A 21,025-nucleotide genomic window follows, 5' to 3' on the forward strand; every position below is an offset into this window, starting at 1 on the left:
GTATGGGCGGTCAGATCGACGACGTAATCGCGAGCTGGAAGTCATCCACTCGCGATCGGAAGATGCCCCTATTGGGCGAGGCCGTTGGACAAACTCCGGCGGCGCGCTGCGCCAATGATTCCGAGGCCGGCAAGCAGCATTGCCCAGGACGCCGGTTCTGGAACCTCCGCTGGAGAGAGGATGACATTGTCGATTGCAAAGTCCGGGAATTCTTGCGCGCCCGTGATCGTTAATGACGAAATATTGACGAATTCTTGAAAGTTAAAATTCGAGAATGTTTCAGCCAGACTTTCTTCCAAAAAGATGGTGCTCGTTATGATGCCATTAACTCCCATCGCAGTCAGCGTCATGGACAAGGGACGACCGTTTCCAGTGAATGTTTTGGCAACATCCAGCGCTGTGAAAGAGAATAAACCTTTATTCTCGCGCTCGAACGTGACACTACTGTCATTGAAAGCATAAAATGCAGTTGTCCCATTGGAAGGGCATGCGGGACTGCACATACCTACTTGGTCATTAGGGTCATTGATAATATAAAATCCGAATACGCCCGGCGAATAACTCACCTTGAAACCGTCTTCGATAAAGCTGTAATCATAGTAATCGTGACCATTGTCTTGAGCCTCGAAGTCAATCGTCGCTGCCACCGCGGAATTTGTCAAAAAAGCTGCCATGAAGGCCATCATTAATTTTCGGATCATCGTTCTTTCCTTGTAAATGACAACGATTAACAAACCGCATGCGGACGAGTCTTGTCCATCATGCCTGGCGCCCGGGTTGGAATCAACGCATGCAAATCGTATACCGATAAGGATCCTGCAATTGTATTAATGTGTATTTGTAAAAAATATCGACAAACTGCGCTAATATATTGATTGTCGAAAACTTTTTTATTCACAGCGCAATATGAATTCCAAGAATGTCTCGACTTTATTAATTGGTCGAGGCGATTAAATAAAAGAAGTTTGGTGGTCCCTGTAGTGACCGGTTGGAAAGCTTGCTTGGGTCGACAGCGTACGTACACGACCACCGTTCTGAGACCAGGATGACAGCCATGCTTATAAACAGGTTAATACCTTGAGCCGACAGGATGTCATGCACGCGATTTACTTTAGATGGAAAGTGGCTTCTGGCCATGAGCGAGACTTCGAACACGCTTGGCTGGAACTCACCAAGCTTGTACGCGACGAGCGAGGTGGTCTGGGATCGCGTTTGCATAGGTGCGCGGACGGCCACTATTTTGCATATGCGCAGTGGCCGTCCGAACTCGTCTGGTCTGCACAAGCCGGGCCTACTGCACGCATGGTCGAGCTACGAGACCAGATGCTTGAATTCGCTGAGCTCGTAGATGGTCCACTTCGGGGGGACGTCGTTGCCGACCTTTTGATATCGGCAGCTCCCGACTAAGGGAGCAGGCCTGCGATTGCATTCACAGGCGCGAGTGACCAGTTCGGGCTGTGTATTCAATCGCACCAGGACCGCAGTCCTGGTGCCAGGATTGGTTCCCTTTTCAGGTTCAATGTCCGCGCAACTCCGCATCGATCTTCGAATGCGCCGCCGTATCGCGCATGAACCAGCACACGACCAGCGTGCAGGCGATGACGCCGGTGACATACCAGTAGAAGCCAGACTCCATGTCGACCGACTTGAACCACAACCCGACATATTCGGCCGTGCCACCAAAGATGGACACCGCGAACGCATACGGCACACCGACGCCGGTGGCGCGGATCGACGCCGGGAACATCTCCGCCTTCACCAGCGCATTGATCGAGGTATAGCCCGAAACGATGATCCACGCGCAGGCGATCAGGCCAAACGCTTCCCACGGCCCGCTGGCGTGGCGGATTGCCGTCAGCAGGGGCACGGTGAAGATCGTGCCGAGCAGCGCAAAACCCACCAGCAGCGGGCGGCGGCCGATGCGGTCCGACAGCGCGCCGTACAGCGGCTGCAGGCACATGGCGAACAGCAGCGAGGCGGCTGAGACTGCGGTCGTTTGCGAGTCGGTCAGGCCGACCGACAGGCGCAGGAACTTCTGCATGTAGACGGTGTAGACGTAGAACGCGAGGGTTCCGCCCATGGTCAGGCCGACCACCAGCAGCACTTCCCTCGGATGCTGGGCCAGCTGCTTCAGGCCGCCCATCGGCTTGGCCTTCTTGCGCGCCTTCTCGAACGAGTCGGTCTCTGGCATATCGTGACGCATCATCAGCGCGATCAGGGCCAGCAGCGCGCCACAGACGAAGGGAATGCGCCAGCCCCACTCACGCAGCTGGGCGTCGGTGAGCAGGAAATGCTGCAGCACCAGCAGCAGCACCAGGGCCAGCAGCTGGCCGCCGATCAGGGTCACGTACTGGAAGCTGGCGTAGAAGCCGCGCCGCTTCGAGTCCGCCATCTCCGACAGGTACGTCGCGCTCGCGCCGTATTCGCCGCCCAGGCTCAGGCCTTGCAGCAGGCGCGCCAGCAGCAGGATGCATGGCGACAGGATGCCGGCGGTGGCGTAGGTCGGCGCGCAGGCGATCAGCAGCGAGCCGGCGCACATCAGCAGCACCGACGCCATCAGGGCCACCTTGCGGCCGTGGCGGTCGCCCAGGTGGCCGAACAGGATGCCGCCGATCGGACGCACGAAGAAGCCCAGGGCGAAGATGCCGGCGGTCGACATCATCTGGGCCGTGGGATCCTGGGCCGGAAAGAAGGAATTGGCGAAGTACAGGGCGAAGGCCGCGTAGCAGTAGAAGTCGAACCACTCGACCAGGTTGCCGGCCGAGCCGACGAAGATGGCGCGCAGGCGCGCGCCGGAAATGGGTTCGGCGGCCTGCGGCTTCGTGCCGGCGACCGGATTGCTGATGGTTGTTGTCATGAAGGTGTCTCCTCTTCTGGAAACCCCATTGTCGGCACCGGTAGAGGCCGGCACATCCGCAATATTGGCGCGGCCTCCTCCGTAAAAATACGGAGGAGGCCGCGCGAAGCCTGTACAGCTGCTATTGTTGGCTATTTTGGCCAGGGACTATTCGATGTCATCCTTGTTCAAACGACATCTCTGGCGCAAGCTGCTCGCCGTGGCGGGCGCGCTGGCCCTGATCTTCGCCGCCGGCTGGTTCGCCGAGCAGCGCGAACTGCAGGCCAAGATGGAGGCGCTGCACCAGGCGACGGCGGCGCACGTACTCGGCCTGCGCGGCCTGGTGGAAAAGCACGACTTTCTGCCGCATGCGGCGGCGCGCCATCCCGACGTACATCACCTGCTGCAGGCGCCCCATGACGCCGCGCTGCAGTCGCGCGTAAATGCCTATTTCGCCGACCTGCAGACGACCACCGGCGCCACCGCGCTGTTCCTGATCGATCGCGCGGGCCTGACCATCGCCTCCAGCAACTGGAACCTGCCATCGAGCTTCGTCGGCGAATCCTACCGCCAGCGTCCCTATTTCGAGGACGCGGTGGAGGGCCGCCGCGGGCTGTTCTTCGGCCTGGGCCTGACCACCGGCCAGGCCGGCCTGTTCATCGCGGAGCCCGTGCGCGAGGGGAACGACGTGACCGGCGTCATGGTCGTCAAGATCAGCCTCGATCCGCTGGAACGGACCTGGCGCGATGGCGCCAACCCGGTGGTCCTGCGCGACAGCCGCGGCGTCGTGTTCCTGAGCGGCGTGCCCGAGTGGCTGTTCAAGAGCGTCGGGCCGGTGTCCGCGCTGGATGCGGCCTGGATCGCGGACCACGGCCAGTACGGCGCGCGGCGCCGCTTCGACGTCCTGCCGTGGACGATCCGGGTGCGCGACGACGTGCCGGGCTTCGTCCTCAGGACCAGCACCGGCGGGAAGGCGCGCGACTACCTTGCTCTGGATACCCCGCTGCCCGGCCTGGGCTGGACCCTAACGGTCCTCGAGGACATGCGAGAGGTGCGCGAGGCGCGGCGCCTGGCGCTCGCGCTGGGCACGCTGGCGATGGCCCTGCTGCTGCTGGGCGTGCTGTACTGGCGCCTGCGCGAGCGGCGCTATGCCGAGCAGCAGTCGGCCCGGCTCGAGCTCGAGCACCGGGTCGAAGAACGCACCCGCGACCTCCAGCAGGAATACGCCTTCCGCAAGGCGATGGAGGATTCCCTGCTGGTCGGCATGCGCGCGCGCGACCCGGAGGGCAAGATCATCTACGTCAACCCCGCCTTCTGCGCCATGGTCGGCTACAGCCCGGACGAATTGCTCGGCTGCCGGCCGCCCTACCCCTACTGGCATCCGGACGACCTGGAAAAACAGGCTCGGGATAGCGATGACGCCCTGCAGGGACGCGCCGCGCCGCACGGCTTTGAATCGCGCATCCGCCACAAGGACGGACACGACGTGCTCACCATGGTGTACACCGCGCCCCTGATCGACGCCGACGGCGTGCACCGCGGGTGGATGAGTTCGATCGTGGATATCACGGCGCAGAAGCAGGCCGAGGCGCGCCAGCGCGACCAGGAACTGCGCCTGCAGCGCAGCGCGCGCCTGGCCAGCGCCGGCGAGATGGCATCCACTTTGGCTCACGAACTGAATCAGCCGCTGATGGCGCTGTCCAACTTCGCGATCGCCTCGCGCGCCCTTGCCGCCAGGGGCGAAGCCGCCATGCTGACCGGCGCGCTCGACGACATCGTCGAGCAATCGCGGCGCGCCAGCGAGATCGTCAAGCGGGTGCGCGCCATGATCAACCCTCAGCGCGCCGACTACGCCACCCTCGTCATCGGCGCCGTGATCGACCACGTCGAAGCGCTGCTCAGGCCCGAGCTCAACGGCCAGGGAGTGCTGCTGCGTGTGATGCTGGAAGACCCCGCCGTGAAGGTGCGCGGCGACCAGGTCCTGCTGGAGCAGGTGCTGGTCAACCTGATCCACAACGCGGCGCAGGCCATGCACGACCAGCCGCGCCATCGGCGCCGCATCGTGCTGGCCACCTGCCGGGTCGCGCAAGGAGTCCGCATCGCCGTCAGCGACCAGGGGCCGGGCATCCCGCCCGAGCAGCTCGACCAGATCTTCGCCCCCTTCTTCACCACCAAGCGCGACGGCCTCGGCCTGGGCCTGAACATCTGCCGCACCATTGTCGAAGCCCATGGTGGGTCGATGACGGTGGTGAATGAAGCCGAGGGCGGCGCCACCTTCTCGTTCATCCTGCCTATCGTTCATTGAAAGCAGCACCATGAAAGATTCACCACTCACCCTCTACGTCGTTGACGACGACGAAGCCCTGCGCCGCTCGATGCTGCTCCTGCTGTTCTCGCAGGGGCTGGCGGTGCAGGCCTTCGACTCCGGCGAAGCCTTCCTCGAGGCGGTCGACCCAAGCCAGCCGGGCTGCGTGATCCTCGACCTGCGCATGGGCGGTATGAGCGGCCTGGCCGTGTTCGAGCGCCTACGCTGCGAACACAGTCCTCTCGTGACGGTGTTCCTGTCCGGGCACGGCGACATCCCGATGGCGCTTGAGGCGGTGCGCAGCGGCGCCTGGGACTGGGTGGCCAAGCCGGACACCCAGCAATTGCTGGACAAGCTGCCCGACGCCATCACGGAGGCCCGCGCGCGCGGCCACGCGGGCCGACTGTGGGAAGAATTGACGCCGCGCGAGCGCGAAGTCGCGCGCCTGGTCGGCCTGGGGCAGCCCAACAAGGAGATAGCGCGGGTGCTGGTGCCGCCCTGCGGCCCGCGCTCGGTCGAGACGCACCGCGCCAACATCTTTCATAAGCTGGGATGCGCCAACGACAACGAACTCGGAAGGTGGCTGGCGGCCTACCCCTGGCTTCGATAGCCTTTTATCTGCGCGGCCATTGGCCCTCGATCACCCGCGCCAGCGCCTCGACGCCCTGCCGGATCGCCTCCGGCTTCACCGCCGAAAAGCCGAGCAGCAGGCCGGGATCTACCGCGCAGGCAGGCGTGGCGGCGGCGTTCGCGTAATACCCGAGCGGGCGCAGCTCGATGCCGGCCTCCAGGGCCGCCTGCGCAACCCTCGCTTCATCCGGAATGCGCCCCTTGCGGTCTGGCCTGAAATGCGTGCAGAGGTCGAGCCCCACGTCGGCCGGCCCGCAGGCCAGACGCTCGCCGAGCCGGTGTTCCAGCGCCGCCATCAGCACCGCGCGCCGTTCGGCATAGGCGTCGCGCGTGCGCCGGATATGACGCATGAAGTGGCCTTCGGCGATGAAGTCCGCCAACACCGCCTGCGGCAGCATCGCGTGGTGCATGTCGACCACCGCCTTGGCGCGCGCCAGCGGCTCGGCCAGCGCCGGCGGCGCCACCACATAGCCCAGGCGCAGCGCTGGGAACAGCACCTTCGACAGGGTGCCAACATAGATCACGCAGCCCGCGCGGTCCAGGCTCTGCATCGAGGCCAGCGGCGGGCCGGTGTAGCGGTATTCGCTGTCGTAGTCGTCCTCGATCACCCAGGCGCGTTTGGCCGCGGCCCAGCGCAGCAGCTCCAGCCGGCGCGCCAGGCTCATAGTCGCGCCCAGCGGCAGCTGGTGCGACGGCGTCGCGAACACCAGGCGCGCATCGGGATAGTGGCGCGCGCCATAGGCCACGTCCATGCCCTCGCTCGTCACCGGCACGGTGCGGATGCGCGCACCGGCCACCAGCATCGGCGCACAGGCGCCCTGGTAGCCGGGCGACTCGACCCAGACTTCGTCGCCCGGCGCCAGCAGCAGCTGCGTCAGCAGATACAGCGCCTGCTGCGAGCCCGAGGTGATGACGATCTGCTCCGGCGTGCAGACCACGCCGCGCGAGGCGCGCAGGTAGGCGCACAGCAGCTCGCGCAGCGGGGCGTAGCCGTTGGCGGGACCGTAGCCGAGGTAGGGACCGCGCTGCGCATGGCGCAGGTGGCGCGCTTCGAGCTTGCGCCACAGGTCGAAGGGGAACAGGTCCAGGCCCGGCATGCTGGGGCGGAAGGCGCGCACCGCGCCCTCGTAGAGACGGCGCGTCCCCATGGCCTCCGCCAGCACCGCGCCGCGTTCCGGCAGCGCGCGCAGCAGCCCAGGCGCAGCCGGCGCCTGGCGCGCCAGCGGCAAGGCTTCGTCGACGAAGGTGCCCTGCCCCACGCCGCCGCGCAGATAGCCTTCGCTGGTGAGCTGGTCGTAGGCCGCCAGCACGGTCTGGCGCGACACGCCGAGCTGCCGGCACAAGTCGCGCGTGGCCGGCAGGCGCGCACCCGGCGCCAGCGCGCCATGCAGGATCGCCTCTTTCAGGCGGGCGTACAACTGGCGAAACAGCGGCACGTCGCTGCTGCGATCGAGCGAGGCGCCGGCGATCAGGTCATGGACGTGCATGGCGGATGGCGAAGAATTGGTACGCCCATCTTCCATGGAATTGGCTATTTCAGCAAGCCAAAGCAGGGCCTACGATATGGGCCTTGATCGTCGTCCTGGAGAACGTCTCGATGTACTGCCCTGCCCGTTTCACGCAATCCGAGTCCGCCCCGATGCATGCCCTGGTCGCCGACCATCCGCTGGGCATGCTGGTCACGCAGCGCGACGGCCTGCCGGATGCCGATCACCTGCCGTTCGAACTGCTGGTCCACGAAGGCGTGCTGCGCGGCCACGTGGCGCGCGGCAATCCAGTGTGGCGACGTGCCGGGCAGCGGGTGCTGGTGGTGTTTCGCGGACCGTCCGCCTATGCGACGCCGGACCGGATTGAAAAGGCAGAAAATGGCGGCCGGGTGGTGCCGACCTGGACCTATAACGTCGTGCACGTGCACGGCACGCTGCGTGCGATCGACGATCGGGACTGGCTGCGCGCGCTGGTCGAGCGCCAGACCGACCATCAGGAAGCGGCGCTGCCGGATCCGTGGTCGGTCGACGATGCGCCGCCGGATTACACGGCCAAGCTGCTGGCCGCCATCGTCGGCATCGAGATCACGATCGACCGCATCGAGGGGAAATGGAAAAGCGAGCCGCCGCCGCGGGTGGCAAAGGCCCAGCTCGCTTGAGAACCGCTTAGTGGCTGGAACCGGTATGGCCAGCAGCGCCGGTGCTGCCGGTGCTGCTTGACTTGCCTTGCGCCAGTTGCTCGGCATGCTTGAGATGCTCTTGGACGACCGGGATCGTCTTGTCGACCTGGCCCTTGACGTCAGCATCCTTGGCGCCCTTTGACGCCTTTTGCAGCTTGGCCAGGGTTTCCTTGTGCGCACCGACGCCGCCCTGCTTGACATAGGCCTTGTCGAAGGCGTCGCCCGACAGTTTCTCGAGCTTGGCCGACATGGCCTTGTGCTTGGCGTCGAGCTCGGTCGGCAGAGTCACGCTCTTGGACTGGGCCAGGGTCTGCACCTCGGTCAGCGCCTTACCGTGATCGTCGACCATTTTTTGTGCGAAGGCTTTCACTTCGGCGTTCTGGCTCTTGCTTTGCGCCAGCTTGCCCATTTCAACCTCAGCCATATTCGACATCGCCATGTCGGTGATCGCCTTGCGATCGGCGCTGGCCAGCTTGGCATTGCTGCTGGCGGTGGCCGACGTTGCGCTGCTGCCCGATTGCTGGCCGGCCTGGCTGGATTCGCCGGTCTGCGCTTGCGCGCCGACCGCACCGAACATGGCGGCGGCAACCGATACCGCCAGCAGGCGCTTGATCATGGGATTTTTAGACATTTCGCTCTCCGTTGAGATTTTGGATGAGCCGAGTGTAGTCCTGCCTGTTCAAGACTAGCGCTCGTTAGCCGAAAAGCAATTTCACAAGAAAAAAGCCAGCCCGAACAGGCTGGCTTTCGAGCGAAGCAGGTGCGATCAGCGGAAGCTGAGCGCCGCCGTCAGGTCGCCCGGCCCACGTGCGCCGCGCGCCTCGAAAGCGGCGTTGCGGATGGCCAGACCCTCGAGCAGCGGCAGGCCGTGCAGGCGCGTGATGAAGCGCAGGATCGAGGTCGTGTCGTAGAAATTGTGGTCGACCGCGCCGCGCTTGGCGTGCGGCGACACCACGATCGCCGGGATGCGCGAACCCGGGCCCCAGCGGTCGCCCTGCGGCGGCGCCACGTGATCCCACCAGCCGCCGTTTTCGTCGAAAGTGATCACCACCACCATGTCCTTCCATTGCGGTGATTTCTTCAGGTGCTCGATGATATTGGCGACGTGGGCGTCGCCCGACTCGATGTCCGAGTAGCCGGCGTGCAGGTTCAGGTTGCCCTGCGGCTTGTAGAAGGCCACCGCCGGCAGCTTGCCGGCGACGATGTCGGCGATGAACTTGTTGGAGATCGGGCTGTCGCCCAGGCCGCCGTCGCGCAGGTGTTCCGCGCGTTCTTTCGTGCCCGGTGCAAACTGCTTGAAGTAATTGAACGGTTGGTGGTGATACTGGAAGTTCGGCCGCTCGCCGGCGCCGCGGCCGTCGAGCGCCGCCTGCATGCCGCCGCCATACCAGGCCCAGCTCACGCCCTTCTTCGACAGCAGGTCGCCGATCGTGTCATAGGTCTGCGGCGGCAGGGTCGACCCATCCGCAGGATCGGCGTGCAGCGGGTCGCCGTCGAAGGCCGGACGCACCCAGCTCGGTTGATAGGGCGGCGCCATCGTGTTGACGGCATAGCCGTCGGGCGTCATCGCGCCGTTGCGCACGAACTTCGGCTTGCCTTCCAGCGCCGAGGCCGGCGAATCGGGGGCCAGCGTCAGGCGCACGCCCTGCGGGCCGTCGTCCAGCACCGCGATCTTGTTCTTCGCGGCGGTTTCGGACGCATTGAAGTATTCGGGCACGCGGCCGCTGATCAGGAACTGGTGGTTCAGGTAAGAGCCGCCGAAAGCCGCCATGAAGAAGTTGTCGCACAGGGTGAACTCGCGCGCGATCTGGTACAGGCCCAGGTTCTTCGCCGTCTCGCCGTAATAACCCATCACCATGCCGCCGGCATCGGACCAGGCGGCAAAGCCGTCGTTACGGCCGCCATTGATCTGCATCTGGTTGTGGTAGAACTGGTGCACCAGGTCGCGCGTGATGACGCCTTCCGGCAGTGGCTTGCCCTCCGCATCGGTCAGCTTGTACGGCGCGTTTGGCAGCTTGGCCGACTGGGCCTCGGTGGTGATGTAGTCCTTGCCGCCGATGTTCTGGCGGCCCGGCACCACGCCGCCCCAGGCCTTGGGCAAGGTTGGCAGGATCGAACCATCGCGGTCGCGCTGCTGGACGGCGGCTGCCGGCACGCTCGCCAGGGGCACGGCCAGGCCGGGGAAGTCGGCGAACAGGTTGTTGAAGCTGCGGTTTTCCAGGTAGATCACGACCACGTTCTTGACGCGGGCGCGCAGCTTGGCGTCGAGCGAGCCTTTGGCGGCTGGCTTGGCCGCGGCTGCCTGGCTCACACCGGGCAAGGTGGCGGCGGCGCCGACCGCAGCCGCAGCCTGGAAGATGCGCCTGCGCGCGGGATTGTCTGGCTGGATGGCCGCCTCGGGTCCGCAGTGTTGCTCTCGCTCTTGATCTTGCACGTATCACTCCTCTTGCTGTCGGCCCAGACGGCCGCAAAGGAAGTATTATCCGCGCAATTTACAATTGGAAACAATCACAAACAAATAAAGTGTGGTGCGTCAAAGAGGCGTCACATTTCTACGGCACAATGCAAGTGCTCCTAGGGAAGGGCACTCGGCGGTGCAAACCGCCCTACCGGCGCCGGCGGTCGGGAAACATACCGGCACCAATTCCTCTAATGCAGGCCCTTACGTGGGCCTGCATTTTTTCTTTCCGCTTCAGCCGTACAACGGAATCAGGATGTCGTAGGCATTGTCTGGCCGCGTGTCGTCATCGACCGTCGGCGTATAGCGGCGGTCGTAGCGCTGCAGGCGGATGCCGTCCTCGTCTTCTTCCATGCCCAGTTGCTCCATGGTCGCAATGCCGGTCACGGTGCTGGCCTGGGCGTGCACCATGGGGCCGCGATGGGTCATCAGGGCGTAGCGGCGTTCCGGGATCCGGATGGCGATCATGCCGGGTGGGAGGTTGTTGAGGTCCGAGACTTCGACAGCGATGCATTCGAGTTTCATGCCGCCGTATTGCGGCATGCGCACGCCATAGTGCAGGCCATCGGTCTCGCCCAGTTCGGCCTCGCGGGCAAGGAAGGATTTCCAGATCTCTGGCAACTCCGTTTCCAGCACCGAGGCGGGCCCTGCGACAGGCAGCCCGGCGAGCTTCATTTCAGGTAGTGTAACGGTTGAGATGTGCATGATAGTGGCTTGCTGATGGACGAAAAGATTATAGCCTTATCTCTTCGACAAGATTAGCATCGACGCAATCGTGCGGATCGATTTCTCGTGTCAAAAGGAGAACAATGTTGCCTACCTCACTCAAAGCCCTGCTGAAAGAGCTCGAAACCTTCGGCATCAACCATGACGCGGCGCCCGATAACCGCACGCGCCGCCTGCTCAACATCACCCACGACACCGGCGAATTCCTGGCAGTGCTGGTGCGCGCCATGGGCGCCCGCCGTGTCCTCGAAATCGGCACCTCGAACGGCTATTCCACCTTGTGGCTGGCCGAGGCCGCGCAAGGCATCAACGGCAGCGTCACCACGGTCGAGTTGTCGGCCGGGAAGGTCGCGCTGGCGCGCGAGAATTTTGCGCGCGCGTCTTTACAGGATCGCATCGTGCAGGTCGAAGGACAGGCGGCCGACTTCCTGGCCAACAGCGCCGACGAATCGTTCGACCTGATTTTCCTGGACGCCGAACGCAGCGCCTATCTCGGCTGGCTGCCGCAGATCGAACGCATCCTGCGTCCGGGCGGGCTGGTGGTGGTCGACAACGCCACTTCGCACGCCCAGGAACTGGCGCCCTTCATCCAGGCGCTGCGCTGCGCATCCGGCTGGAGCACCAGCCTGGTCCCGGTCGGCAAGGGCGAGTTCCTGGCGACCAAGCATTGATATCGCTTAGTTCCGGCCCCTGTGCAGCTCAGGCACGGTTTTGTGCAGTCCATCGCACGGGGCGCGCAAGGCAAGGACGCGCTCCCTAGAATGGGTTCATCAACTTACCGGAGACCACCATGAAACGCGCCGCCATCGCTGCCCTTCTCGCCCTTGCTTCCCTGTCGGCCCAGGCTGCCGACCAGGTGCGCAACGTCGCGCCGTTCAAGACCATCGATGCGCGCGGCCCGGTCAGCCTGGTGGTCGAGGTGGGCAAGGCCCATTCGGTGCGGGTCGAGGGCAACCAGAAATTCATCGACCGCGTCACGACCGAAGTCGTGAACGGCGAGCTGCGCCTGGGCTTCGAGGACAAGAACCGGAACAACGTCAATATCAAGGATGGCGAGCGGGTCGTCGTCACGATGCCGGAACTCGCCAGTTTCCGCGGCGAAGGCGCCGGCCTGATGATCCTGAATAACGTTCGCGGCGATAACTTCGATGTCAACTACCGCGGCGCCGGCAGCCTGCAGATGAACGGCCGCGTGGGCCACCTGCGCCTGAATGCCGAGGGCGTGGGCGAAGTCGTGGCCAAGGACCTGGTGGCGCAGGATGCCGACGTCACCTTCCGCGGCATCGGCGAAGTGTCGGTGCATGCCAAGAACCGGCTCAATGCCAGCGTGCAGGGCCTGGGCAACCTCACTTATTACGGCAAGCCACAGTCGGTCAGCCGCTCGGTGTCGGGCATCGGCAACGTCACCGCCGCCAAATAACGCCAACCCTACCGATTGACCAGGTCGAGCAAGACCTGCGCATGACAAGGCCCGTCGAGCCGGCACCAGCAAGCCAGATGATGCCCGCGCAGGATGCTCTGCGCCTCTTGCGCCAGCTGGCGGCCGTCGGGATCGTCGTGCAGCCAGCGGCGATAGGCGGCAACCGATTCTTCCACCGTCAGCATCGCCACGTAGCGCCCGACCGGCGTGCCCGGCGCCACGTCGGGCAGCACCGAGAATGGATTACCCCAGCGGCCCGGACGCGCCACCGAAATCGTGTTCGGCGGCATGCGCCAGCCCTTCTTGCGACTCAATTGCACGCGGTGTGGCGTCATCGGTTTTCCTCATGATTGGCGGTGCGCCGGCGCATCCGGCACGAAGCCATCATACCGGGGCCAGGCGCTCCTGCATCGACTGCGCGCCAGCGCTGCCGCAAGTGGACGCGAGGAACTCCATCAAGCGCTGCAGTGTCTCCAGGCGCGCCGCATAGATGATGTAGCGGCCTTGCTGGCGTGGCGACACCAGGCCGGCGTGGGTCAGCTCCTTGAGGTGGAACGACAGCGACGATGCCGGCATTTCAAGGGCGGCGGCGATATTGCTGGCGGACTGGCCCTGGGGACCGGCCTGCACCAGCAGGCGGAAGGCGGCGAAGCGCGATTCCTGGGCGAGCGCGGAAAGTGCCGCGATGGCGAGATTGGTTTGCATGCGAACAGTATTCTTTCGATTCAAGGGCCAGCGCATCGATGCTGGAGCCACGGTTCGAATACTGTCGAAAGACTTTGACAGGGTGATGACAAAACGCGCGCCGGAGCCAACGACCCGGCGCGCGCCAGCCGTCAGGCGCGTTTGCGCAGCGATTCCTGCGCCGGCTCAGGTACCAGCAACGCCGACAGTTCCTTCTGTTTCGCTGCATCGTCCATCAGCTCATACCACATCGCGTTCAACACGCCGAACGCCGCTGCCAGCGGCAGTCCCAACAACCAGGCGAAATACCACATGATGGTGTCCTTTCTTTCTTCGATTAGTAGGCGTGGCCCTTGCCATCGCGGATTTCCGTCGGATTCACCTTGCCCCACAAGACCTTGTAGACCCAGCTGGTGTACATGATGATCAGCGGCAGGAAGATGCAGGCGCAGACCAGCATGATGAACAGGGTCAGGTGGCTCGACGACGAATCCCACACCGTCAGGCTGGCCTGCGGCTGGATCGACGACGGCAGGATGAAGGGGAACATCGAGGCGCCCACGGAGAGCACGATGCCGGCGACCGACAGGCTCGAGGTCAGCATCGCCACGCCTTCCTTGCGCTTGACCAGCGCCATCCAGGTCAGCAGCGCGCCGACGATGCCGGCGGCCGGCGCCAACTGGGTCCAGGGATGGGCCGCATAGTTGGCGAACCAGGTGCCGGCGACGCCCGCCTGCACGGTCTTGAACAGCGGGTTGGATGGACCGGTCGTCACCAGCTCGCTCGTGATGCGGTAGCCATCGACCACATTCCACAGCAGCACGCCGGCCACGGCGTACAGCGCCACGGTGGCGAGCGCCGCGCGGATGCCCCAGGTACGGGCGCGGCTGGCCACCAGGCCGTCGGTCTTGAGCACCAGCCAGGCCGCGCCATGCATCACCAGCATCGCCACCGACACCAGGCCGCACAGCAGCGCGAACGGATTCAACAGCCCGAAGAAGCCGCCTTCATAAAAAATCTGCATGTCGGGCTCGATGCGGAACGGCACGCCCTGCAGCACATTGCCCATGGCGACGCCGAAGATCAGCGCCGGCACGAAGCCGCCCACGAACAGGGCCCAGTCCCAGGCCGCGCGCCATTGGGTGCTGTCACGCTTGCTGCGGTATTTGAAACCGACCGGGCGCAGGATCAGCGCCAGCAGCACGGCCGCCATGGCGAGATAAAAGCCCGAGAACGAGACCGCGTACAGCTGCGGCCAGGCGGCGAAGATGGCGCCGCCGCCCAGCACCAGCCAGACCTGGTTGCCTTCCCATACGGGGCCGACGGTGTTGATGACGACGCGCCGTTCGAGGTCGGTCTTGGCCACGAAAGGCAGCAGGGTGCCGGTGCCGAGGTCGAAGCCGTCGGTAACGGCAAAGGCGACCAGCAGGACGCCCAGCAGCGCCCACCAGATGACACGCAGGGTGTCGTAGTCGAGAAGCATATGAAGAATCATGTCGTTACTCCGCAGTGATCATTGGCGCAGTGCGCATTGCCGGCGTGGTGCCGATCAGGGGGCTGTGGGTGCCTGGCGAGTGCTCGACTTCCTCTTCGGGTCCCTTGCGGATCGCCTTGAGCATCAGCTTCATCTCGACCACGATCAGGATCGAGTACAGCACCACGAAGCCGATCAGGGTGGCGAGCACGGTCTGGATGCCGATGTTCGACACCGCGACCGCGGTCGGCAGCACGCCTTCGACGGCCCACGGCTGGCGACCCAGTTCGGCCACGATCCAGCCGGCTTCGGCGGCGACCCACGGCAGCGGGATCGACCACACGGCGACCTTCAGCAGCCATGGATGGGCGTCGAGGCGACGGCGTGCCGACAGCCAGAAGAACACCGCGGTGAGCACGATGAAATAGATGCCGAGGCCGACCATGATGCGGAACGACCAGAACAGCGGCGCCACCTGCGGCACGGTATCGTTGGCGGCCTGCTTGATCTGGGCCTCGGTGGCCTGGCGCGGATCGTCGACGTAGCGCTTGAGCAGCAGCGCATAGCCCAGCACCTTGCTGTTCTCTTCGAACCTGGCCTGCAGCTCGGCCGGCACCGGGCCCTTGCCGCCGAGGGCGCGGATCTGCTCCAGCGCGTCATAGGCCAGGATGCCCTGGCGCACGCGCACCTCGGCCAGCTTGACCAGGTCGTTGATGCCCGGGATCTCGCTGGAGATCGAACGGGTGCCGATCAGGCCCATCACCCAGGGGATGTGGATGGCGTAGTGGGTTTCGCGCGCCGCCTGGTCAGGAAAGCCCACCGCGGTGAAGGCAGCCGGCGCCGGCTGGGTGTCCCACATGGCTTCGACCGCGGCCAGCTTCATGTGCTGGTGCTCGGTGGCCAGGTAGCCGCTTTCGTCGCCCAGCACCACCACCGACAGCGAGGCGGCCAGGCCGAACGAGGCGGCCACCGTCATCGAGCGCTTTGCCAGCTCGATATGACGGCCTTTCAGCAAGTACCAGGCCGAGATGCCGAGCACGAACAGCGCCGCGATCACATAGCCGGCCGACACGGTGTGCACGAACTTGGCCTGCGCCACCGGATTGGCCAGCACCGCGCCGAAGTCCGACACCTCCATGCGCATGGTCTGCGGATTGAGCGACGCGCCGACCGGGTTCTGCATCCAGCCGTTGGCGATCAGGATCCACAGCGCCGAGAAGTTGGTGCCGATGGCGGTCAGCCAGGTCACCATCAGGTGCTGGCGCTTCGACAGCCTGTCCCAGCCGAAGAAGAACAGGCCGACAAACGTCGCTTCGAGGAAGAACGCCATCAGGCCTTCGATGGCCAGCGGCGCGCCGAACACATCGCCGACGTAGTGGCTGTAGTAGCTCCAGTTCATACCGAACTGGAACTCCATCACCAGGCCGGTCGAGACGCCGATGGCGAAGTTAATCCCGAACAGCACGCCCCAGAACTTGGTCATCTGGCGCCAGATCGGGCGGCCGGTCATCACGTACACGGTTTCCATGATGGCGATGACCATCGACAGCCCCAGTGTGAGGGGAACGAACAAAAAGTGGTACAGCGCCGTGAGGGCGAACTGTAGTCGGGAGAGCCCGACGACGTCGAGATCCATGGTGAATCCTTTCTTATTGGTGAATCGATGGTGGTGTTCTAGTCGTGACGCAGCGCCAGCAGCGCCGCATCGAATCCTCGTGTCCCGCGCCGGTGGTCGGCGACCAGGCGGCCCGCGCGCATCACCAGCAGGCGATCGGCCAGCCGGGCCTCGCGCGCCAGGTGCGTGGCCAGCAGCACGGTGCGGCCGTGGGCATGATGGGCCAGGCGCGCCAGCACGTCGGCGGCGGTGGCGCCATCGAGCGCCTCGGTCGGCTCATCCAGCAGCCAGAAGTCGGCCCGGCGCAGCAGCAGCCGCGCCAGCGCCAGGCGCCGCGACTGCCCGCCCGACAGGCCCAGTCCGCCCTCGCCCAGCGGTGTATCGAGGCCGCGCGCCAGTTGGCGCACGTCGACCTCGAGGCCGGCGGCGCGCAGCGCGTCCCACAGCGCTTCGTCGCCCGCCTGCGGATCGGCCAGGCGCAGGTTGTCGCGCAGGCTGTCCTGGAACAGTTCCGTGCGCTGGGTCAGCCAGGTGGCGGGCAGCGCCCTCACCTGGCCGGAATGCGACGCCAGTTCGCCGGCGACCAGGCCAAGCAAGGTCGACTTGCCGGCGCCGCTGCCGCCGACCACGGCGACCCGCTCGCCACGCGCGATGCGCAGGCTGACCTCGTGCAGCGCGGCGCCTTCGCGGCCCGGATGCACGACGCTGGCGTCGCACAGCAGCAGCGCCTCGTCCTCGCCAGGCGCGCCGACGGCGATGGCGTCATCCGCTTCCTGTTGCAAGCGGGGGCCGACGCGGCGCGCCGCCAGCCAGCTGCGGCCGGCCTCGATGGCGCCGCGGCGCATCGCGGCGAACGGCTCCAGCGCGGCCAGGGCGATCAGCAAGGCCAATGCCGCCGCCGGTGCGCTCACTCCCACCGCAGCCACTGCCAGCAAGGTCGCCGCCACGGTCAGGTGGCCGCCGGCCGCATAGGTCCAGCCGGCGCCGGTCTCCAGCCGGTGCAGCGCATCGTCGGCGTGCGCCAGCTTGTCGTCAGTCCGCGCCAGGCGCGCGCACTGGGCCGGCAGGCGGCCGGCCATGGCGAGGTCGGTCTGGCCGGCGACCAGGTCGATGGCTTGGGCCCGCAGCCGTTCCAGCGCGCGCGCCCGGCGCAGCGCCAGCGGACGGGCAAGGCGGGAGACGACGAGCGCCGCGCCCCAGCCGAAGGCCAGCAGCCAGGCGAACATCGCCAGCCCGAGGCGCCAGTCCAGGTTGGCCAGCACCACGCCGGCCAGCAGCGCCGCGCCGAGGGCGGCGATGGCCGGCACGATCAGGCGCAGGTAGATCGATTCGAGCGCGTCGATGTCGCCGGTCAGGCGGAACAGCAGGCGCGCGGGACGGCGCAACAAGGCGCGCGCCGCCTGCGGACCGGCCCAGCCGCGAAACAGCCGCTCGCGCAGCGCGGCCAGCACGCCGAGCGTCGCGTCGTGGGTCACCATGCGCTCGGCGTAGCGGCCGAAGGTGCGGCCCAGCGCCAGCAGGCGGATCGCCGCGCTCGGCACGAAGACGTTGAACATCACCATGCCGCCCGCCAGCCCAGCCAGCGCGGTGGCGGTGATGAACCAGCCCGAGGTGCCCAGCAGCGCCATCCCGGCCAGCACCACCAGGGTGGAGAGGAAGGCGCCCAGCGCCATGCGGCGCCCGCCCGTTTTCAGGAACAGGGCAAGCACCGGTTGCAGGTCGTGACGGGATTTCATGCCGCGCTCCGTTTGGTGAGAGGTTCGCCGATGCGCACCACGCGTTTCATGCGCGCGGCCAGGGTCAGGTCGTGGGTGGCGACGATCAGGGTGCGGCCCTGGGCCAGTTCAACCAGCGCATCGATAACGCCGGCGGCGGTGTCGCGGTCGAGGTGGGCGGTGGGCTCGTCGGCCAGCAGCAGGCCGGCATGCGGTGCGCACACCGCGCGCGCCAGCGCCAGGCGCACCAACTCGCCGCCCGACAGGCCGAGACCGCCCTCGCCCAGGCTGTCGCCCGGCGTCCCGTGGCCCACATGACCCAGTCCGGCGCGGCGCACGGCGGCGCCGGCCGCCGCGCTGTCGATTCCGTCGCGCTCGAGGGACACATTGCCGCGCACCGAGCCCGAAAACACGTGCGGCTTCTGGCCAATCCAGGCCATGCCTGCGCGCAGGTCTGCGGCCGACTGTGCATCGAGCGGCACGCCGCCGATGCGCACCGCGCCGCCGCTGGCCGGCGCCAGGCCCGCGATAACCGACAGCAGCGTGGTCTTGCCGCTGCCGCTGGGGCCGACCAGGGCCAGGTGCTCGCCGGCGCGGACATACAAATCCTCGCCATCGAACAGCGGCGCTTCGCCGGGGTGCTGGAGCACCAGGCCCTCGATATCGACCGAGGGGGCCACCGGCGCGCGTCCGGCAGGCAGGTTCTGCGAGGCCGGCATGGCCAACGCACCCGGCAGCGCCAGGCCGGCGTGCTGGAGCTGCTCGAGTTCCTTCAATGCCGCCTCGCCCGAGGCCTTGTCGTGCCACACGGCCGCCAGTTCGCGCAGCGGCTCGAAGAAGGCCGGCGCCAGCAGCAGGATGAACAGGCCTTCGGCCAGCGTCAGACGCGCGCCCCAGCTGCCAGGGCCGATCTCGCCCAGCAAGTGAAAGCCGACATAGACGGCGACCAGCGCCACGCCCAGCGCCGAGAACAGTTCCAGCGCGGTGGACGACAGGAAGGCGATGCGCAGCACGCGCATGGTGCTGGCGCGCACGCTCTCGGCGCTGGCGCGCACCCGCTGCGCGGTAGTGTCCACGGCGCCAAGGGCGCGCAGGGTCGACAGGCCGCGCAGGCGGTCGAGCAGGAAACCGCTCATGCCGCCGATGACCTGCAATTGCGCTTCGCTGGCCGCCTTGGCGCGCCAGCCGATGACGGCCATGAAGACCGGGATCAGGGGCGCGGCCACCACGAGGATCAGCGCCGCGGTCCATGAGTAATAAAAGACGGCCAGCGCGATCACGGGCGGCGCCAGCATCGTGCGCATGCGCGCCGGCTGGTAGCGCACCAGCCAGGGCAGCACGGCTTCGGCCTGCTCGGCCAGCGCGCTGGCGGCGCGGCCGCTGGCCAGGCGCTCGCGATCCAGCGGTGAGCGCGATGCCAGGGCCTGCGCCGCCCTGCTGCGCAGCGTGGCCAGGTGCAGGCGCGAAGCCGCGAACAGGCGGCGCGCACCCCAGGCTTCGCTGCTTGCCCGTAGCACGCCCAGCGCCAGGAAGGCGCAGGCCGGCGCCAGCATGTCCGCCAGGCCGGCGCCGTTGGCCAGTCGCTGCACGGCATGGGCCAGCAGGGCTGCCTGGGGAATCCACAGCAGCGCTGCCGCGCTCATCACGAAGGTGGCGTTGCGGGTGGATGGGACGTGCGTGGCCGGGCCACGGCCTTGACGGCGAAGCATGGTGGTTCTCCAGACGGTTTTTTTGGGGGGGGGCGGCGGCTGGCCGCGGGTTGACACCGGGTCAGGCGGCGGGTGGCGGCGCCCTGCTGCGGTGGTCGGTGCGGAAGGTCGAAGCGGGCCGCAGCGCCGGCCCGTGGGGGCGCTGGATAGCTTCGAGCGGGGTGTCCAGCAGCACCAGGCTGCCGGGAGGATGAGCGACGATGGCCAGGTCGTACTGCGACACACAGGCCGGGCAATGCATGCCAGGGTGGACGGCCTTGTCGCTGCCAGCACTGCCGGTATCGAGGTCGAGCGCCACCAGCCTGGTGCCGGCCGACATGCAGACTTCGATCCAGGTCTTGCCTGGGTTCGCCGGGTTCGACGCCAGTGAGGGAGCAAGCATGCCCCACAGGATCGCCAGTGCGGCGAGCCAGAGGATGATGGAGCGGTTGCGTTGCGCGTTCATGGTGTTCAGTCCAGCGGTGAAGCCGATGCCTTGATCTACGTTATCTTTAGATTACGCCAAACTTTCTAAAGATTTTGAATTTTCAGAAAACAGTGAAATTATGCACCGAAACTTCAGGTTTGTCTGAAAAGGAGAGTGACTTGGTCGGGAATTACTCATGTATTAACAGTCTGCCGCACCACGATGGTGAGCCAGTCCGTGTGCGTGTCTGAGGACCGTGGGATAATCCACCTTTCAAAAGCATCGAAAAGTTCTCAACATGACGCCACTCGTCCAAACCTTTGTCAGTCACTTCGGTGAAATGGGCAGCCGCTGGGGCATCAACCGCACGGTGGGGCAGATCTACGCCCTGCTCTTCGTCACCGAGGAACAGCTGCACGCCGACGACATCGGCGAAAAGCTCGGCATTTCACGCTCCAACGTCAGCATCGGCCTCAAGGAATTGCAGTCCTGGGGACTGGTGCGTCTGTCGCGTATTCCCGGCGACCGGCGCGAGTATTTCACCTCGCTCGGCGACGTTTGGGAAATCTTCCGCGTGGTCGCGGCCGAACGCCGTCGCCGCGAAGTGGCCCCGACCCTGTCGGTGCTGCGCGAGTCGCTGATGGCCACCGCCAAGAGTCCCGAAGACCAGTTCGCGCAAGAGCGCATGCGCGAGATGCACGAGCTGGTCGACCTTGCCAACAACTGGTTCGACGACCTGCAGCGCCTGTCGCCCGAATCGATGTCGCAGCTGATGAAGATGGGTTCCAAGGTGCAGAAGCTGCTGTCGGCCAAGGATCGCCTGTTCGGCGCCGCAGCCAGCAAGGACATCAGGGAAGACTGATGTCGTGACCGTGGCTTC

General features: G+C 65.8%; 21 protein-coding genes. 7 read left to right on the forward strand and 14 right to left on the reverse strand.

What is annotated here, in order from left to right; all coding sequences use genetic code 11:
• Positions 1-68: 68 nt before the first annotated feature.
• Positions 69-701 (reverse strand): NF038120 family PEP-CTERM protein, encoded by a 633-nt coding sequence (locus SOM28_RS21360; protein WP_123068991.1) that lies wholly within the window; start codon positions 699-701, stop codon positions 69-71.
• A gap of 394 nt (positions 702-1,095) precedes the next feature.
• Between SOM28_RS21360 and SOM28_RS26335 the strand changes: the two genes are divergently transcribed.
• Entirely contained in the window at positions 1,096-1,407 is a 312-nt protein-coding gene (locus SOM28_RS26335) for an antibiotic biosynthesis monooxygenase family protein (protein WP_123068990.1), read from the forward strand.
• A gap of 109 nt (positions 1,408-1,516) precedes the next feature.
• Here SOM28_RS26335 and SOM28_RS21365 read toward each other — a convergent pair whose 3' ends face one another.
• Positions 1,517-2,857 (reverse strand): MFS transporter, encoded by a 1,341-nt coding sequence (locus SOM28_RS21365; protein ID WP_123068989.1) that lies wholly within the window; start codon positions 2,855-2,857, stop codon positions 1,517-1,519.
• Between the two features lie 154 nt (positions 2,858-3,011).
• Between SOM28_RS21365 and SOM28_RS21370 the strand changes: the two genes are divergently transcribed.
• Both SOM28_RS21370 and SOM28_RS21375 read left to right on the forward strand, forming a co-directional pair.
• Positions 3,012-5,141: a sensor histidine kinase gene (locus tag SOM28_RS21370; RefSeq protein ID WP_123068988.1), complete on the forward strand. Its 2,130-nt coding sequence runs from the start codon at positions 3,012-3,014 to the stop codon at positions 5,139-5,141.
• Between the two features lie 10 nt (positions 5,142-5,151).
• On the forward strand, positions 5,152-5,751 hold the full coding sequence (locus tag SOM28_RS21375) for a response regulator transcription factor (RefSeq protein WP_123068987.1): 600 nt from the start codon (positions 5,152-5,154) through the stop codon (positions 5,749-5,751).
• A 4-nt stretch (positions 5,752-5,755) separates the two neighbouring features.
• On the opposite strand, the gene pdxR is transcribed toward SOM28_RS21375, so the two are convergent.
• On the reverse strand, positions 5,756-7,294 hold the full coding sequence (gene pdxR, locus SOM28_RS21380) for a MocR-like pyridoxine biosynthesis transcription factor PdxR (protein ID WP_320469376.1): 1,539 nt from the start codon (positions 7,292-7,294) through the stop codon (positions 5,756-5,758).
• A gap of 47 nt (positions 7,295-7,341) precedes the next feature.
• On the opposite strand from pdxR, the gene SOM28_RS21385 reads away from it, so the two are divergent.
• Positions 7,342-7,917, forward strand: a complete 576-nt coding sequence (locus SOM28_RS21385; RefSeq protein ID WP_229414887.1) for an FMN-binding negative transcriptional regulator — start codon at positions 7,342-7,344, stop codon at positions 7,915-7,917.
• Between the two features lie 7 nt (positions 7,918-7,924).
• Here the strand turns inward: SOM28_RS21385 and SOM28_RS21390 are convergent, their stop codons facing one another.
• From SOM28_RS21390 to SOM28_RS21400, 3 genes are all read right to left on the reverse strand, one after another.
• Entirely contained in the window at positions 7,925-8,569 is a 645-nt protein-coding gene (locus tag SOM28_RS21390; protein ID WP_123068985.1) for a DUF4142 domain-containing protein, read from the reverse strand.
• A gap of 135 nt (positions 8,570-8,704) precedes the next feature.
• Entirely contained in the window at positions 8,705-10,372 is a 1,668-nt protein-coding gene (locus SOM28_RS21395; protein ID WP_320469377.1) for an acid phosphatase, read from the reverse strand.
• A 258-nt stretch (positions 10,373-10,630) separates the two neighbouring features.
• Positions 10,631-11,101, reverse strand: coding sequence for a GyrI-like domain-containing protein (locus SOM28_RS21400; RefSeq protein WP_320469378.1), 471 nt, complete (start codon positions 11,099-11,101; stop codon positions 10,631-10,633).
• Positions 11,102-11,205: 104 nt separating this feature from the next.
• On the opposite strand from SOM28_RS21400, the gene SOM28_RS21405 reads away from it, so the two are divergent.
• Together SOM28_RS21405 and SOM28_RS21410 are read left to right on the forward strand one after the other, a co-directional pair.
• The gene (locus SOM28_RS21405; RefSeq protein ID WP_320469379.1) at positions 11,206-11,793 is read left to right on the forward strand and encodes an O-methyltransferase; all 588 of its coding nucleotides are present in this window, start codon (positions 11,206-11,208) and stop codon (positions 11,791-11,793) included.
• Between the two features lie 119 nt (positions 11,794-11,912).
• Complete coding sequence (locus SOM28_RS21410) at positions 11,913-12,542, forward strand: head GIN domain-containing protein (protein ID WP_320469380.1); 630 nt, start codon at positions 11,913-11,915, stop codon at positions 12,540-12,542.
• 8 nt (positions 12,543-12,550) lie between these two features.
• On the opposite strand, the gene SOM28_RS21415 is transcribed toward SOM28_RS21410, so the two are convergent.
• The 8 genes from SOM28_RS21415 to SOM28_RS21450 form a co-directional block, all read right to left on the reverse strand.
• A complete protein-coding gene (locus tag SOM28_RS21415) occupies positions 12,551-12,877 on the reverse strand; it encodes a DUF4326 domain-containing protein (protein ID WP_320469381.1) in 327 nt (108 codons plus the stop codon).
• 49 nt (positions 12,878-12,926) lie between these two features.
• Entirely contained in the window at positions 12,927-13,247 is a 321-nt protein-coding gene (locus SOM28_RS21420; protein WP_109345315.1) for an ArsR/SmtB family transcription factor, read from the reverse strand.
• Positions 13,248-13,378: 131 nt separating this feature from the next.
• Entirely contained in the window at positions 13,379-13,540 is a 162-nt protein-coding gene (cydX, locus tag SOM28_RS21425) for a cytochrome bd-I oxidase subunit CydX (RefSeq protein ID WP_320469382.1), read from the reverse strand.
• A 23-nt stretch (positions 13,541-13,563) separates the two neighbouring features.
• On the reverse strand, positions 13,564-14,721 hold the full coding sequence (gene cydB, locus SOM28_RS21430; protein ID WP_320469383.1) for a cytochrome d ubiquinol oxidase subunit II: 1,158 nt from the start codon (positions 14,719-14,721) through the stop codon (positions 13,564-13,566).
• A 4-nt stretch (positions 14,722-14,725) separates the two neighbouring features.
• A complete protein-coding gene (locus SOM28_RS21435; protein ID WP_320469384.1) occupies positions 14,726-16,336 on the reverse strand; it encodes a cytochrome ubiquinol oxidase subunit I in 1,611 nt (536 codons plus the stop codon).
• Positions 16,337-16,374: 38 nt separating this feature from the next.
• Positions 16,375-18,051: an amino acid ABC transporter ATP-binding/permease protein gene (locus SOM28_RS21440; protein WP_320469385.1), complete on the reverse strand. Its 1,677-nt coding sequence runs from the start codon at positions 18,049-18,051 to the stop codon at positions 16,375-16,377.
• Positions 18,048-19,739 (reverse strand): thiol reductant ABC exporter subunit CydD, encoded by a 1,692-nt coding sequence (cydD, locus tag SOM28_RS21445; protein ID WP_320469386.1) that lies wholly within the window; start codon positions 19,737-19,739, stop codon positions 18,048-18,050. The genes SOM28_RS21440 and cydD overlap by 4 nt, the downstream gene beginning before the upstream one ends.
• A 61-nt stretch (positions 19,740-19,800) precedes the next feature.
• Entirely contained in the window at positions 19,801-20,184 is a 384-nt protein-coding gene (locus tag SOM28_RS21450) for a DUF2946 family protein (RefSeq protein ID WP_320469387.1), read from the reverse strand.
• A 259-nt stretch (positions 20,185-20,443) separates the two neighbouring features.
• On the opposite strand from SOM28_RS21450, the gene SOM28_RS21455 reads away from it, so the two are divergent.
• Positions 20,444-21,007, forward strand: coding sequence for a GbsR/MarR family transcriptional regulator (locus tag SOM28_RS21455; protein ID WP_123068973.1), 564 nt, complete (start codon positions 20,444-20,446; stop codon positions 21,005-21,007).
• Positions 21,008-21,025 lie beyond the last annotated feature (18 nt).

This window comes from Massilia sp. CFBP9026 (assembly GCF_034045165.1).
In the GTDB taxonomy this organism is placed as follows: domain Bacteria; phylum Pseudomonadota; class Gammaproteobacteria; order Burkholderiales; family Burkholderiaceae_D; genus Telluria; species Telluria arenae.

Coding starts and splice junctions, on each gene's coding strand:
- SOM28_RS21360 (WP_123068991.1), bottom strand. CDS start 701: ATGATCCGAAAATTAATGATGGCCTTCATGGCAGCTTTTTTGACAAAT.
- SOM28_RS26335 (WP_123068990.1), top strand. CDS start 1,096: ATGCACGCGATTTACTTTAGATGGAAAGTGGCTTCTGGCCATGAGCGA.
- SOM28_RS21365 (WP_123068989.1), bottom strand. CDS start 2,857: ATGACAACAACCATCAGCAATCCGGTCGCCGGCACGAAGCCGCAGGCC.
- SOM28_RS21370 (WP_123068988.1), top strand. CDS start 3,012: ATGTCATCCTTGTTCAAACGACATCTCTGGCGCAAGCTGCTCGCCGTG.
- SOM28_RS21375 (WP_123068987.1), top strand. CDS start 5,152: ATGAAAGATTCACCACTCACCCTCTACGTCGTTGACGACGACGAAGCC.
- pdxR (WP_320469376.1), bottom strand. CDS start 7,294: ATGGAAGATGGGCGTACCAATTCTTCGCCATCCGCCATGCACGTCCAT.
- SOM28_RS21390 (WP_123068985.1), bottom strand. CDS start 8,569: ATGTCTAAAAATCCCATGATCAAGCGCCTGCTGGCGGTATCGGTTGCC.
- SOM28_RS21400 (WP_320469378.1), bottom strand. CDS start 11,101: ATGCACATCTCAACCGTTACACTACCTGAAATGAAGCTCGCCGGGCTG.
- SOM28_RS21405 (WP_320469379.1), top strand. CDS start 11,206: ATGTTGCCTACCTCACTCAAAGCCCTGCTGAAAGAGCTCGAAACCTTC.
- SOM28_RS21410 (WP_320469380.1), top strand. CDS start 11,913: ATGAAACGCGCCGCCATCGCTGCCCTTCTCGCCCTTGCTTCCCTGTCG.
- SOM28_RS21415 (WP_320469381.1), bottom strand. CDS start 12,877: ATGACGCCACACCGCGTGCAATTGAGTCGCAAGAAGGGCTGGCGCATG.
- SOM28_RS21420 (WP_109345315.1), bottom strand. CDS start 13,247: ATGCAAACCAATCTCGCCATCGCGGCACTTTCCGCGCTCGCCCAGGAA.
- cydX (WP_320469382.1), bottom strand. CDS start 13,540: ATGTGGTATTTCGCCTGGTTGTTGGGACTGCCGCTGGCAGCGGCGTTC.
- cydB (WP_320469383.1), bottom strand. CDS start 14,721: ATGATTCTTCATATGCTTCTCGACTACGACACCCTGCGTGTCATCTGG.
- SOM28_RS21435 (WP_320469384.1), bottom strand. CDS start 16,336: ATGGATCTCGACGTCGTCGGGCTCTCCCGACTACAGTTCGCCCTCACG.
- SOM28_RS21440 (WP_320469385.1), bottom strand. CDS start 18,051: ATGAAATCCCGTCACGACCTGCAACCGGTGCTTGCCCTGTTCCTGAAA.
- cydD (WP_320469386.1), bottom strand. CDS start 19,739: ATGCTTCGCCGTCAAGGCCGTGGCCCGGCCACGCACGTCCCATCCACC.
- SOM28_RS21450 (WP_320469387.1), bottom strand. CDS start 20,184: ATGAACGCGCAACGCAACCGCTCCATCATCCTCTGGCTCGCCGCACTG.
- SOM28_RS21455 (WP_123068973.1), top strand. CDS start 20,444: ATGACGCCACTCGTCCAAACCTTTGTCAGTCACTTCGGTGAAATGGGC.